A 13121-nucleotide genomic window follows, 5' to 3' on the forward strand; every position below is an offset into this window, starting at 1 on the left:
GCAATCCCGTGCGGCGGCGCGCCCTGTCGTCAGCGCGGCGCCACCGGCCAGAACAGGCTGATCAGCAGCGTCCCGACGACGATCACCATGAGCGAGAGCGGCAGGCCGAGGCGGGCGTAATCGCCGAAGCGGTAGCCGCCCGGGCCCATCACCAGGGTGTTGCACTGGTGCCCGATCGGGGTGAGGAAGTCGCAGGCGGCCCCCACCGACACCGCCATCAGGAACGGGTCCGGGTTGAGCCCGAGCTTCACCGCCAGGCTGGCGCCGATCGGTCCCATCACCAGCACCGTCGCGGCGTTGTTGAGGAACGGCGTCACCGCCATGGCGGCGACGAGCAGCAGGCCGATCGCCAGCATCGGCGGCACCGAATGCATCGCGTTCGAGAGCGCCCCGGCGATCAGGTCGGTGCCGCCGGTGGCCCGCACCGCGTCGCTGACCGGGATCAGGGCGCCGAGCAGCACGATCACCGGCCACTCGATCGTCTCGTAGGCCTCGTGCATGGTCATCACGCGCAGGCACAGGAGCAGCACCGCGGCGCCGAAGAACGCCATCGCCACCGGCACGACGTGAAGGGCGATGAGGGCCATCGCCCCGGCCAGCACCGCGATCGGGATGTAGCTGCGGCGGCTGTGGCCCAGCGCCAGCTTGCGCTCGGCGAGCGGCAGCAGGCCGAACTCCGAGAGCACGTCGGCGAGCCGCTCGGATTCGGCGCGCAGCACCACCACGTCGCCGGCGCGCAGGCGCACGCTGCCGATGCGCCGTGTGATCGCCGCGCCCGACCGGCTGACCGCGAGCAAAGCGGTGCCGTAGCGCGCGGCGAGGTCCGCCCCGGCCGCGGTGGTGCCGACGAGGGCCGAGCCCTCCGGGATCACCGCCTCGATCACCGTCAGCTCGGCCCCGGCGGCCTGCGTGCCGACCAGGGTGAGCTTCGCCCGGGCCACCAGCCGCTCCAGGTCCTCCGGTTCGCCGTCGAGCAGCAGCACGTCGTCGGCGGCCAGCCGCCAGTCCGGCCCCGGCACGTAGCGGCGGAAGCGTTCGCGGATGATGGTCGCCACCGTCACGTCGCCGTCGCCGAGCGCTTCCAGCTCGCCCACGGTGGCGCCGACGAGGGGCGACTCCGCCGGCAGGCAGGCCTCGGTGGTGTAGGCCTCGATCCGGAACGCCGCGGCGAGCGAGCCGCCGGGCCGCCGGTCCCGGGGCAGCAGCCGGTAGCCCACCGACAGGAAGGCGAGGCCTGCCACCGCCAAGCCAAGGCCGACCGGCGTGAAGTCGAACATCCCGAAGGGCTGGCCGACGACGTCCGCCCGGACCTTCGCCACGATGATGTTGTTCGACGAGCCGACCAGCGTCACGAGGCCGCCGATCAGCGAGGCGAAGGACATCGGCATCAGGAGCATCGAGGCCGGCGTGCCGGTCTTGCGCCCGAGCTGCAAAGCCACCGGCATGAAGATCGCGAGCGCGCCGATGTTCTTGGTGAAGATCGACAGCCCCATCACCGCGCCGGCGAGCGCCGGCACCTGCTGGCGGGGTTTTCGCAGGTAAGGCAGGAGTGGGCGCATCGCGCTCTCGACCACGCCGGAGCGGGACACCGCCGATGAGATGACGAGGGCGCTCGCCACGATGATCACCACGTCGTCGGCGAAGCCGTCGAAGGCCTTCGACGCCGGCACAAGCCCGAGCGCCACGGCGGCGACGAGGGAGAGCAAAGCCACGAGGTCGTAGGGCAGCCGGCCCCAGATGAAGAGCAGGACGGTGACCCCGATGAGGCCGAAGGCGAGGCCTTGGTCGAGGGTCATGCGCGGGACATCCGGGCGACGGGTCGGGTGCGGGTCATGCCGGGGCGGTGATCCTGATGCGGGGTCGCGGGCCTCCCTAGATTGGGCCGCGCGGGGCGGCGCCCAGGGCGGGGACGCGAAGAGTTTGCGCGGCCGGCGCCTTTCCACGCGGGCGGTGCCGGGTTCGGCTCGCTGCCGGGGTGGGCGAGCGGGGGCGGGATCGCCGAGAGAGGGGTACGAGCAATCGACGATCGCGCCAGGGTAGGGACGGAGCCGCGAGGAGAGGGCCGAACCCTGCAGGCGGCCGGACGCATCGCGAGCAGGGCGTGATTCCAGAGGAGTGCGCCTCTTTCCGCAGGCGCCTATGCGACGGCGTCTGCCACCATATCCGGATGCCGCCTGATGACCCGCACGTAAGCAATGGCGAAATCCGGTGCCGTCGCCCGCGCCTGCTCCCAGTCGCGTAGCGTGCCGACTGGGACCCGAAAGCGGCGGGCGAACTCGATCTGCGACAGGCCGAGCCCGGTCCGCGTCCTGCGGATCAGGCGTGCGCGCTGGCCGCGATCCAGCGCGTCGACGCCCACGTCGAAATCCTCGGGATCGGCCGGGTCAGCCGGCAGCGCGATAGGCTCGCTCTTCACCCTTGTTGCTCCTTCTCACCGAGATGAAACGAGGCAGGTCATCCCTCCAGACGAACACGCCGGTAAACAGCTTCTGCTCGACGAGCCCGATCACTTTGAACCTCTCCTCCCCGTCGACGTCACGAATCGACGGGATGAGCAGATGGTCGCCGTCCTCGAGAATGCGGTCGCCGAAGGCCAGGGGCAGCTTGTGCTTCTGGCGATTGATCGCGTCCTTGGCAGGGTCGAACCGATCGGCCGTCATAAGTCGAAAATATACGGGATTTCCGTATGGCTTGCAACGCTGGCCGTAAGGGGTGTCGCACGCGATCAACGACCTCATGGCCTGTCGCGGGAGGTTGATCTGAGGGAGCCCGTCAGGCGATCGCACGTTGGTGCTTGGCCGTAGGACCCGAGACTTCGCATGAGCTTCGCCTTCCTCACCCGCGCCTTCGGGCGCGACGCGCCGGACGACGTCGAGGAGCCGGAGGCCGCCCCGGCCCGGGCCTCGCGGCGCGACCGGCGGGCGGGCCGCGCCGACGCCGTCGTGACGGAAGCGTTGAGCCAGAAAGTCCTGCACGCCTTCCTGCAGAACCGCCACCAGACCCTGGTGCCGTTCACCCTGAACCTCAGGGTGCTGGAGCCGGCCCAGCGCGACCTCGTGGTTCAGGCGATGGCGGCGGCGTTCCTGGCGCAGGGGCGGCGGCAGGATCCGGCCCCGGTCCGCGACGCGCTCGCCCGGATCAGCGCGGCGGAGGCCGAGCGCCAGCGCCTCGACAAGGCGCTCGCCGCGCCGCTGGCGCTGGGCGACCTGCTCGACGCGATCCAGGCGGCCGATCTCGGCGCCTCCGCCTATGCCGCCTCGCTGCTCGCCATCGACCAGCGCCGAAGGGTCAACCAGCTGTATCTGGCCTACCTGGCCGAGCGCCTGGGGTTGTCCGAGGATATCGTCTCCAGCCTGCACCGGCGCTACCGGGTCTGAGACTGCGTCCCCGAGGCGCCGACGGAGGCGGAGCGCGGGGCTTCTCTTGCCGCGGCCGGGCCGTTACCCTGGCGGGATCGTCGCGCCGCCGATCCTGACTGTTCTTTCGAGGTCCATGCCCCGCAGCCGCCCCGGCGCCCCGTCCCGCGACGAGCTGAACCCGGCCGACGGGTTGCTTCCCGCCGCGCCGATCTCCAGCGGGCTGGGCCCGCGCGTCCGGCCGGCGCCGCCCTCCGCCGACGCGCGGCTGCTCGCCATCGCTGCCGACCACCTGCGCCGGCTCGGCCACCGGCAGGTCACGGTGGTCGGGGTCGCGGCGGAGGCGGGCATGACCCATGCCAACGTCTACCGCTACTTCCCGTCGAAGACCGCCCTCGTCGATGCGGTGGCGGGCCGCTGGCTGCGGGAGGTCGAGGCCGAGCTCGGCGCCATCGCGGACGCACCGGATCCCGCCGACGACAAGCTCGAGCGCCTGCTGCTGGCGCTGGCCTCGATGCAGCGCGAGGTGCTGGCGCGCGATCCGCACCTCTTCGCCGTCCACCGCGACGCCACCGTCGAGTCCCGGCCGATCGCCCGGCGCCACCGCGGCCGCCTGCGCCAGCTGGTCGAGCGGGTGATCGAGGAGGGGATGAATGCCGGCACCTTCTCGCTGCGGGACCGCGAGCGCGGCCTCGCCTTCATCTTCGACACCAGCCACCGCTTCCTGCACCCGGTCTCGATCCAGCTCGACGCCGAGGTGCCCCGCGACCTGATCGAGGCCCGCCTCGGCGCGGTCATCCGGGCGATGCTGCGGATCCTGCGCATCGGCACCCTGTAACTCGCTGACAAAACGTCGATCATGTAACGCCCAGTTGCGTGCATTGGTAAGTTATTGCATCGCAACAGAAAACGAAATCGGGTGACGTGCCGTGAGCCCGCCCCCGGCGCCCCCGGCGCCCCGCGCGCCGGGCCTTCGGGTTGTCGGCCCCGGCTTTTTTCGTCAAAGAGGCACCGCCGGCGCGGGCTCCTCGCGAGCGGACCCCGGCCCCCGACGGTTCCATCACACCGCGAAGGATCGGTTCTACATGGCACGCAAGAAGATCGCGCTCATCGGCGCTGGACAGATCGGCGGCACGCTCGCGCACCTCGCCGGCCTCAAGGAGCTGGGCGACATCGTGCTGTTCGACATCGCCGACGGCGTGCCGCAGGGCAAGGGCCTCGACATCGCCGAGTCGGCTCCGGTCGACGGCTTCGACGCCAAGTACAGCGGCGCCAGCGATTACAGCGCGATCGCCGGGGCCGACGTGGTGATCGTCACCGCCGGCGTGCCGCGCAAGCCCGGCATGAGCCGCGACGACCTGATCGGCATCAACCTGAAGGTGATGGAAGCGGTCGGCACCGGCATCAAGACCCACGCCCCGAACGCCTTCGTGATCTGCATCACCAACCCGCTCGACGCGATGGTGTGGGCGCTGCAGAAGTTCTCGGGCCTCGACCCGAAGAAGATCGTCGGCATGGCCGGCGTGCTCGACTCGGCCCGCTTCCGCCACTTCCTGGCCGAGGAATTCCAGGTCTCGGTCGAGGACGTCACGGCCTTCGTGCTCGGCGGCCATGGCGACGACATGGTGCCGCTGGTGCGCTACTCGACGGTGGCCGGCGTGCCGCTGCCCGATCTCGTCAAGATGGGCTGGACCACCCAGGAGAAGCTCGACGCGATGGTCGAGCGGACCCGCAAGGGCGGCGGCGAGATCGTCAACCTGCTCAAGACCGGCTCGGCCTTCTACGCCCCGGCCGCCTCGGCGATCGCGATGGCCGAGAGCTACCTCAAGGACAAGAAGCGGGTCCTGCCCTGCGCGGCCCACCTCACCGGCCAGTACGGTGTCGACGGCCTGTTCATCGGCGTGCCGATCGTGATCGGCGAGAACGGCGTCGAGCGCATCGTCGAGGTCGAGTTCTCCGGCGAGGAGAAGGCGATGTTCGAGAAGTCGGTCAATTCCGTGAAGGGCCTGGTCGAGGCCTGCAAGGGCATCAACGGCGCGCTGGCGTAAGGCCTGACGGGCGGCGCGGCTCTCCGCGCCGCCTCCCCGACGCCCCGCCCGACGAAGAGAAAGCTTTCCGCCCATGAACATCCACGAGTATCAAGCCAAGGCCGTCCTCAAGGAGTTCGGCCTGCCGGTCTCGAACGGCCGCGCCATCTTCAAGGCCAGCGAGGCCGAGGCCGCCGCCAACGAGCTGGGTGGTCCGCTCTGGGTCGTGAAGTCCCAGATCCACGCCGGCGGGCGCGGCAAGGGCAAGTTCAAGGAGGCCGAGGCCGGCGAGAAGGGCGGCGTGCGCCTCGCCAAGTCGGTCGAGGAGGTCAAGGCCTTCTCCGAGCAGATGCTCGGCCGCACCCTCGTGACGGTGCAGACCGGCGAGGCCGGCAAGCAGGTCAACCGCCTCTACATCGAGGACGGCTCGGACATCGAGACCGAGTTCTACCTGTCGATGCTCGTCGACCGCGAGACCGGCAAGGTCGCCTTCGTGGTCTCGACCGAGGGCGGCATGGATATCGAGCAGGTCGCCCACGACACCCCCGAGAAGATCATCACCTTCTCGGTCGACCCGGCCACCGGCGTGCTGCCGCATCACGGCCGCGCGGTCGCCAAGGCGCTCGGCCTCACCGGCCCGCTCGCCAAGGAGGCGGAGGATCTCACCACCAAGCTCTACCGGGCGTTCACCGCCAAGGACATGAGCATGCTGGAGATCAACCCGCTCATCGTCACCAAGGACGGGCACCTGAAGTGCCTGGACGCCAAGATCTCGTTCGACTCGAACAGCCTCTACCGCCACCCGGAGATCGTGCAGCTGCGCGACATCACCGAGGAGGACGAGAAGGAGATCGAGGCCTCGAAGTACGACCTGGCCTACATCGCGCTCGACGGCACCATCGGCTGCATGGTGAACGGCGCCGGCCTCGCCATGGCGACCCTCGACATCATCAAGCTCTACGGCGAGGAGCCGGCGAACTTCCTCGATGTCGGCGGCGGCGCCTCGGAGGAGAAGGTCACCGCGGCCTTCAAGATCATCACCGCCGACCCGAACGTGAAGGGCATCCTGGTCAACATCTTCGGCGGCATCATGAAGTGCGACGTGATCGCCAACGGGGTGATCGCGGCGGTCAAGACGGTGGGCCTGCAGGTCCCGCTGGTGGTGCGCCTCGAGGGCACCAACGTCGAGAAGGGCAAGGAGATCATCCGCTCCTCGGGCCTCAACGTGATCCCGGCCGACGACCTCGACGACGCGGCGCAGAAGATCGTCGCGGCGGTGCGCAAGGGCTGAGGAGGGCAGGGCGCCCGCGAGGGCGCCCTTCTCGTGAGCGGGGCTCGGCCATCGGGCTTCCCCTCGGCGCAGTTTCTCAGGCGCGGTGCATCCCCTGAGGCTCGGTCCGCCTGAGCCGTACCGCCCATTCCCGAATGCAGATCTCCGGAGATCGCACGTGTCCATCCTCATCGACAAGAATACCAAGGTCATCTGCCAGGGCTTCACCGGCAAGAACGGGACCTTCCACTCCGAGCAGGCGATCGCCTACGGCACCAAGATGGTCGGCGGCACCTCGCCGGGGAAGGGCGGCGCGACCCATCTCGGCCTGCCGGTGTTCGACACCGTGAAGGAGGCCCGTCACGCCACCGGCGCTGACGCCTCGGTGGTCTACGTGCCGCCGCCGGGCGCCGCCGACGCGATCTGCGAGGCGATCGACGCCGAGATCCCGCTGATCGTCTGCATCACGGAAGGGATTCCCGTCCTCGACATGGTGCGCGTCAAGCGTTCGCTCGAGGGCTCGAAGTCGCGGCTCATCGGCCCGAACTGCCCCGGCATCGTCACCGCCGGCGAGTCGAAGATCGGCATCATGCCGGCCAACATCTTCCGTCCGGGCTCGGTCGGCATCGTGTCGCGCTCCGGCACCCTGACCTACGAGGCGGTGTTCCAGACCACCAACGAGGGCCTCGGCCAGACCACCGCGGTCGGCATCGGCGGCGACCCGGTCAAGGGCACCGAGTTCATCGACATGCTCGAGATGTTCCTGGCCGACGACAAGACCGAGTCGATCGTGATGATCGGCGAGATCGGCGGCTCGGCCGAGGAAGAGGCGGCGCAGTTCATTCGTGACGAGGCCAAGCGCGGCCGCAAGAAGCCGATGGTCGGCTTCATCGCCGGCCGCACGGCGCCTCCCGGCCGCCGCATGGGCCATGCCGGCGCGATCATCTCGGGCGGCAAGGGCGGCGCCGAGGACAAGATCGCCGCGATGGAGGAGGCCGGCATCCGCGTCTCGCCGTCGCCGGCGCGCCTCGGCAAGACCCTGGTCGAGGTCCTGAAGGGTTGAAGCCCTTCGCCTCGCGCATGGCAGGCGTGGCGTGCGGAATCGAAGGTCCGCACCCACATCGCAAGCAAACGTCAACTCTCTTGAGTTCGTAAAGACATCCTCGCGCCCGGTGAGAACCGGGCGCCCCACCGTCGACGGATCGCCATCCTCCCGCCTCAACTGAAGGCCAGAGCCGGCGCATCGATCGACCAGCGCGGATAGACAGATCGCCATGGCACGCCAGGACGCGAACGACGCCCTCCTCGGAACCTCGTTCCTCTACGGAGGCAACGCCGACTACATCGAGGAACTCTACGCGACCTACACCCGGGATCCCAACGCGGTCGATCCCGAGTGGCGCAGCTTCTTCTCCGGCCTGAAGGAGGAGAGCGCGATCGTCGTCAAGAACGCGGAAGGCGCGTCCTGGGCGAAGCCGAACTGGCCGATCGCCGCCAACGGCGACATCGTCTCGGCGCTGGACGGCAACTGGGCCCAGATCGAGAAGGCGGTCGGCGAGAAGATCAAGGCCAAGCAGGAGGCCAAGGGCCAGCCGGTCGCCCCGGCCGACGTGCAGCAGGCCACCAAGGATTCCGTGCGCGCGATCATGCTGATCCGCGCCTACCGCATGCGCGGCCATCTCCACGCCAAGCTCGACCCGCTGGGTCTCCAGCCGCGCGGCGACCACGAGGAGCTGCACCCGCAGCATTACGGCTTCGCCGAGTCCGATTGGGACCGCCCGATCTTCCTCGACAACGTGCTCGGCCTCGAATTCGGCACCATCCGGGAGATCGTCGCGATCCTGGAGCGGACCTACTGCCAGACGCTCGGCGTCGAGTTCATGCACATCTCCGATCCGGAGGAGAAGGCCTGGATCCAGGAGCGCATCGAGGGCAAGGACAAGGAGATCTCGTTCACCGAGCAGGGCCGGCGGGCGATCCTCAACAAGATGATCGAGGCCGAAGGCTTCGAGAAGTTCCTTGATCTCAAGTACACCGGCACCAAGCGCTTCGGCCTCGACGGCTCGGAGGCGATGGTCCCGGCGCTGGAGCAGATCATCAAGCGCGGCGGCGCGCTCGGCGTCACCGACATCGTGCTCGGCATGGCGCATCGCGGCCGTCTCAACGTGCTCGCCAACGTGATGTCGAAGCCGTTCCGGGCGATCTTCCACGAGTTCAAGGGCGGCTCGTCCTCCCCGGCGGAGGTCGAGGGCTCGGGTGACGTGAAGTACCACCTCGGCGCCTCGAGCGACCGGGCCTTCGACGGCAACACCGTCCACCTGTCGCTGACCGCCAACCCCTCGCACCTCGAGATCGTCGATCCGGTGGTGCTCGGCAAGGTGCGCGCCAAGCAGGACCAGCAGGGCGACGAGCAGCGCACCAACGTGCTGCCGCTCCTGATCCACGGCGACGCCGCCTTCGCCGGCCAGGGCGTGGTGGCGGAGTGCTTCGGCCTGTCGGGCCTGAAGGGCCACCGCACCGGCGGCTCGATCCACTTCATCATCAACAACCAGATCGGCTTCACCACCGATCCGCGCTTCTCGCGCTCCTCGCCCTACCCGTCCGACGTGGCGAAGATGGTCGAGGCGCCGATCTTCCACTGCAACGGCGACGACCCCGAGGCCGTCACCTTCGCGGCCAAGATCGCCACCGAGTACCGGCAGAAGTTCCACAAGCCTGTCGTGATCGACATGCTCTGCTACCGCCGCTTCGGCCACAACGAGGGCGACGAGCCCGCGTTCACCCAGCCGAAGATGTACCAGATCATCCGCAAGCACCCCTCGACGCTCGAGACCTACGGCAAGCGGCTGACCGAGAGCGGCGTGCTGAGCCAGAAGGAGCTGGACGACCGCAAGGCCGAGTTCCGCGCCACCCTCGACAGCGAGTTCGAGATCGCCACCGGCTACAAGGCCAACAAGGCCGACTGGCTCGACGGCCGCTGGTCGGGCCTGAAGGCGGTGCGCGAGGACGAGGACGACCCGCGCCGCGGCCGCACCGGCGTGCCGGCCGACACCCTGCGCGAGATCGGGCAGGCCATCACCACGGTGCCGCAGGACTTCCACCTGCACCGCACCATCCGGCGCTTCCTCGACAACCGCGCCAAGGCGATCGAGACCGGCGAGGGCCTGGACTGGGCGACCGCCGAGGCGCTGGCCTTCGGCTCGCTCCTCACGGAGGGCCACCGGGTCCGCCTGTCGGGCCAGGACGTCGAGCGCGGCACCTTCTCGCAGCGCCACTCGGTGGTGATCGACCAGGAGAACGAGGAGCGCTACACGCCCCTCAACCACATCAAGGACGGCCAGAGCCGCTACGAGGTCATCAACTCGATGCTCTCGGAGGAGGCGGTGCTCGGCTTCGAGTACGGCTACACGCTGGCCGAGCCGAACTCCCTGGTGCTGTGGGAGGCGCAGTTCGGCGACTTCGCCAACGGTGCGCAGGTCGTGGTCGACCAGTTCATCTCGTCAGGCGAGCGCAAGTGGCTGCGCATGTCCGGCCTGGTGATGCTGCTGCCGCACGGCTACGAGGGCCAGGGTCCCGAGCACTCCTCGGCCCGTCTCGAGCGCTACCTGCAGATGTGCGCCGAGGACAACATGCAGGTCGCCAACTGCACGACGCCCTCGAACTACTTCCACATCCTGCGCCGCCAGCTGAAGCGGGACTTCCGCAAGCCGCTGGTGCTGATGACCCCGAAGTCGCTGCTGCGCCACAAGCGGGCGGTCTCGGCGCTGGCGGACATCGCCGAGGGCTCGACCTTCCACCGCGTGCTGTGGGACGACGCCGAGAAGACGCAGGACGGCGTGAAGCTGTCGAAGGACGACAAGGTCCGGCGCGTGGTCCTCTGCTCGGGCAAGGTCTATTACGACCTCTACGAGGAGCGCGAGAAGCGCGGCATCTCCGACGTGTACCTGATGCGCGTCGAGCAGCTCTACCCGTTCCCGCTGAAGTCGCTGGCCACCGAGATCTCCCGGTTCCGCAACGCCGAGGTGGTGTGGTGCCAGGAGGAGCCCAAGAACATGGGCTCGTGGGCCTTCGTCGAGCCCTACCTGGAGTGGGTCCTCAACCAGGCCGGCTCCGCCTCCAAGCGCCCGCGCTACATCGGCCGCCCGGCCTCGGCCTCGACCGCCGTCGGCCTGATGTCGAAGCACCTCGACCAGCTACAGGCCTTCCTCAACGAGGCCCTGGCGGTCTGATTCCAGGTCGCCTCCCAAGTCGCCGGCGCCCCGCCAGGGGCGCCGCCTGAAGTTTTTCCGGGCACCCCACCGCCCCAACCCTGACGGAAGACATGGCCACCGAAATCCGCGTCCCGACGCTCGGCGAGTCCGTGAGCGAGGCCACGATCGGCCGCTGGTTCAAGAAGCCCGGCGACACCGTGAAGGCCGACGAGCCGCTGGTCGAGCTCGAGACCGACAAGGTCACCCTCGAGGTCAACGCCCCGGCCTCCGGCCAGCTCGGCGACATCGTCGCCAAGGACGGCGAGACGGTCGAGCCCGGCGCGCTGCTCGGCTCGATCGTCGAGGGCGGCGCCTCCGCCGGCAACGGCGCGGCCGCCCCGAAGTCCGAGACCAAGGCCGAGGCCCCCAGGGAGGCCCCGAAGGCCGCCGCCGAGGCGCCGGCCAAGTCGTCGTCGGCCTCCTACGGCGCCCATGGCGACGCCGCCCCGAAAGGTCACTCGGCCGGCGACAACGGCCCAGCCGTCGCGCGCCTGGCCCAGGAATCCGGCGTCGACCCGTCGTCGCTGAAGGGCAGCGGCAAGGACGGCCGCGTCACCAAGGGCGACATGCTCTCGGCGATCTCGGCCGGCACCTCCGCGCCCGCCCCGGCCCCGGCCCCGCAGGTCGCCCGCGCCCCGTCGGCGCCGGACGATGCCTCCCGCGAGGAGCGGGTGCGCATGACCAAGCTGCGCCAGACCATCGCCCGGCGCCTCAAGGACGCGCAGAACACCGCCGCCATGCTGACGACGTTCAACGACGTCGACATGGGTGCGGTGATGGCCCTGCGCCAGCAGTACAAGGACGTGTTCGAGAAGAAGCACGGCGCCAAGCTCGGCTTCATGGGCTTCTTCACCAAGGCGGTGATCGGCGCCCTGAAGGATGTGCCGGCTGTGAACGCCGAGATCGACGGCCAGGACATCGTCTACAAGAACTACTACCACGTCGGCATCGCGGTCGGGACCGACAAGGGCCTGGTCGTGCCGGTGGTGCGCGACGCCGACCAGCTGTCGATCGCCGGGATCGAGAAGGCCATCACCGGCTTCGGCCGCAAGGCCCGCGACGGCAAGCTGTCGATCGAGGACATGCAGGGCGGCACGTTCACGATCACCAACGGCGGCATCTACGGCTCGCTGATGTCGACCCCGATCCTCAACGCGCCGCAATCGGGCATCCTCGGCATGCACCGCATCGAGGAGCGCCCGGTCGTGCGCAACGGCAAGATCGAGGCGCGGCCGATGATGTACCTCGCCCTGTCCTACGATCACCGGATCGTCGACGGGAAGGAGGCCGTGACCTTCCTGGTGCGGGTCAAGGAGGCCCTGGAGGACCCGGCGCGCCTCGTGCTCGACCTCTAAGGCCAGCCAAAACCAGCCCCTTCCCCACCCGGGGGAGGGGCCTCTCGCATCGGGGAGCGCGATGATGACGGACAAGGTCCTGGTGGTGACCGGCGGCAGCCGCGGCATCGGCCGGGCGGTTGCCTTGCGGGCGGCGCGGGCCGGCTGGCGGGTTTGCTTCTCCTACGTCACAGCCAAGGACGCCGCCGACTCCCTGGTACGGGAGATCGAGGCGGCCGGCGGCGTAGGCCTCGCCGTGCGGAGCGACGTCGCGGTCGAGACCGACATCCCGGCGCTGTTCCAGGCGGCCGACGGCCTCGGGAGGCTCGGCGGCCTCGTCAACAATGCCGGCGTCGTCGACTACGCCGCCCGCGTCGACGAGATGACGCCCGCCCGCCTCCACCGGATGATGACCACCAACGTCATCGGCTCGTTCCTGTGCGCCGGCGAGGCGGTGCGGCGGATGTCGACCCGCCACGGCGGGCAGGGCGGCGTCATCGTCAACCTGTCGTCGGTGGCGGCCCGCCTCGGCGCGCCGGGCCAGTACGTCGATTACGCGGCCTCGAAGGGCGCCATCGACACCTTCACCACCGGGCTTGCCGGCGAGGTCGCCCTGGAAGGGATCCGGGTCAACGGCGTCGCCCCCGGCCTGATCGAGACCGAGATCCATGCGAGCGGCGGCCAGCCGGACCGGCTGGCGCGGCTCAGCCCCCTGGTGCCGATGAAGCGCGCCGGCACCGCCGACGAGGTCGCGGCCGCCGTGGTCTGGCTCCTGTCGGACGAGGCCTCCTACGCCACCGGCGCGACCCTGACGATCTCGGGCGGCCGCTAGCCGCACGCACCCCCATCCCTCATCCCGCGGCGGCGCCGGACGGCCCGCCGCT

11 protein-coding genes are annotated in these 13121 nt (G+C 69.6%); 8 read left to right on the forward strand and 3 right to left on the reverse strand.

All coding sequences use genetic code 11. The annotated features are described in order from the left end of the window. Nucleotides 1-29 precede the first annotated feature (29 nt). The 3 genes from FF100_RS01675 to FF100_RS01685 all read right to left on the reverse strand — a co-directional run bounded on the left by FF100_RS01675 (nucleotide 30) and on the right by FF100_RS01685 (nucleotide 2660). Nucleotides 30-1796: an SLC13 family permease gene (locus FF100_RS01675; protein ID WP_139033821.1), complete on the reverse strand. Its 1767-nt coding sequence runs from the start codon at nucleotides 1794-1796 to the stop codon at nucleotides 30-32. A gap of 341 nt (nucleotides 1797-2137) precedes the next feature. Further along, entirely contained in the window at nucleotides 2138-2416 is a 279-nt protein-coding gene (locus FF100_RS01680; protein WP_139033822.1) for a helix-turn-helix domain-containing protein, read from the reverse strand. After that, nucleotides 2385-2660: a BrnT family toxin gene (locus FF100_RS01685; RefSeq protein ID WP_139034271.1), complete on the reverse strand. Its 276-nt coding sequence runs from the start codon at nucleotides 2658-2660 to the stop codon at nucleotides 2385-2387. The genes FF100_RS01680 and FF100_RS01685 overlap by 32 nt, the downstream gene beginning before the upstream one ends. Nucleotides 2661-2819: 159 nt before the next feature. On the opposite strand from FF100_RS01685, the gene FF100_RS01690 reads away from it, so the two are divergent. The 8 genes from FF100_RS01690 to FF100_RS01725 all read left to right on the forward strand — a co-directional run bounded on the left by FF100_RS01690 (nucleotide 2820) and on the right by FF100_RS01725 (nucleotide 13069). Beyond that, nucleotides 2820-3377 carry a DUF533 domain-containing protein gene (locus FF100_RS01690; RefSeq protein WP_139033823.1) on the forward strand — a complete coding sequence of 186 codons (558 nt, stop codon included), beginning with the start codon at nucleotides 2820-2822 and terminating at the stop codon, nucleotides 3375-3377. 115 nt (nucleotides 3378-3492) lie between these two features. Further along, nucleotides 3493-4194, forward strand: coding sequence for a TetR/AcrR family transcriptional regulator (locus FF100_RS01695; RefSeq protein WP_139033824.1), 702 nt, complete (start codon nucleotides 3493-3495; stop codon nucleotides 4192-4194). Between the two features lie 247 nt (nucleotides 4195-4441). Continuing rightward, nucleotides 4442-5404 (forward strand): malate dehydrogenase, encoded by a 963-nt coding sequence (gene mdh, locus FF100_RS01700; protein ID WP_139033825.1) that lies wholly within the window; start codon nucleotides 4442-4444, stop codon nucleotides 5402-5404. A 73-nt stretch (nucleotides 5405-5477) separates the two neighbouring features. Continuing rightward, complete coding sequence (gene sucC / locus FF100_RS01705; RefSeq protein ID WP_139033826.1) at nucleotides 5478-6674, forward strand: ADP-forming succinate--CoA ligase subunit beta; 1197 nt, start codon at nucleotides 5478-5480, stop codon at nucleotides 6672-6674. Nucleotides 6675-6831: 157 nt separating this feature from the next. After that, the gene (gene sucD / locus FF100_RS01710) at nucleotides 6832-7716 is read left to right on the forward strand and encodes a succinate--CoA ligase subunit alpha (RefSeq protein WP_048434186.1); all 885 of its coding nucleotides are present in this window, start codon (nucleotides 6832-6834) and stop codon (nucleotides 7714-7716) included. A gap of 211 nt (nucleotides 7717-7927) precedes the next feature. Beyond that, on the forward strand, nucleotides 7928-10882 hold the full coding sequence (locus FF100_RS01715) for a 2-oxoglutarate dehydrogenase E1 component (protein WP_139033827.1): 2955 nt from the start codon (nucleotides 7928-7930) through the stop codon (nucleotides 10880-10882). A gap of 92 nt (nucleotides 10883-10974) precedes the next feature. Further along, a complete protein-coding gene (gene odhB / locus FF100_RS01720) occupies nucleotides 10975-12258 on the forward strand; it encodes a 2-oxoglutarate dehydrogenase complex dihydrolipoyllysine-residue succinyltransferase (RefSeq protein WP_139033828.1) in 1284 nt (427 codons plus the stop codon). A gap of 64 nt (nucleotides 12259-12322) precedes the next feature. Beyond that, nucleotides 12323-13069, forward strand: a complete 747-nt coding sequence (locus FF100_RS01725) for an SDR family oxidoreductase (RefSeq protein WP_139033829.1) — start codon at nucleotides 12323-12325, stop codon at nucleotides 13067-13069. The last annotated feature ends 52 nt before the right edge of the window (nucleotides 13070-13121 follow it).

It is taken from the genome of Methylobacterium terricola, from assembly GCF_006151805.1.
Classification (GTDB): Bacteria; Pseudomonadota; Alphaproteobacteria; order Rhizobiales; family Beijerinckiaceae; genus Methylobacterium; species Methylobacterium terricola.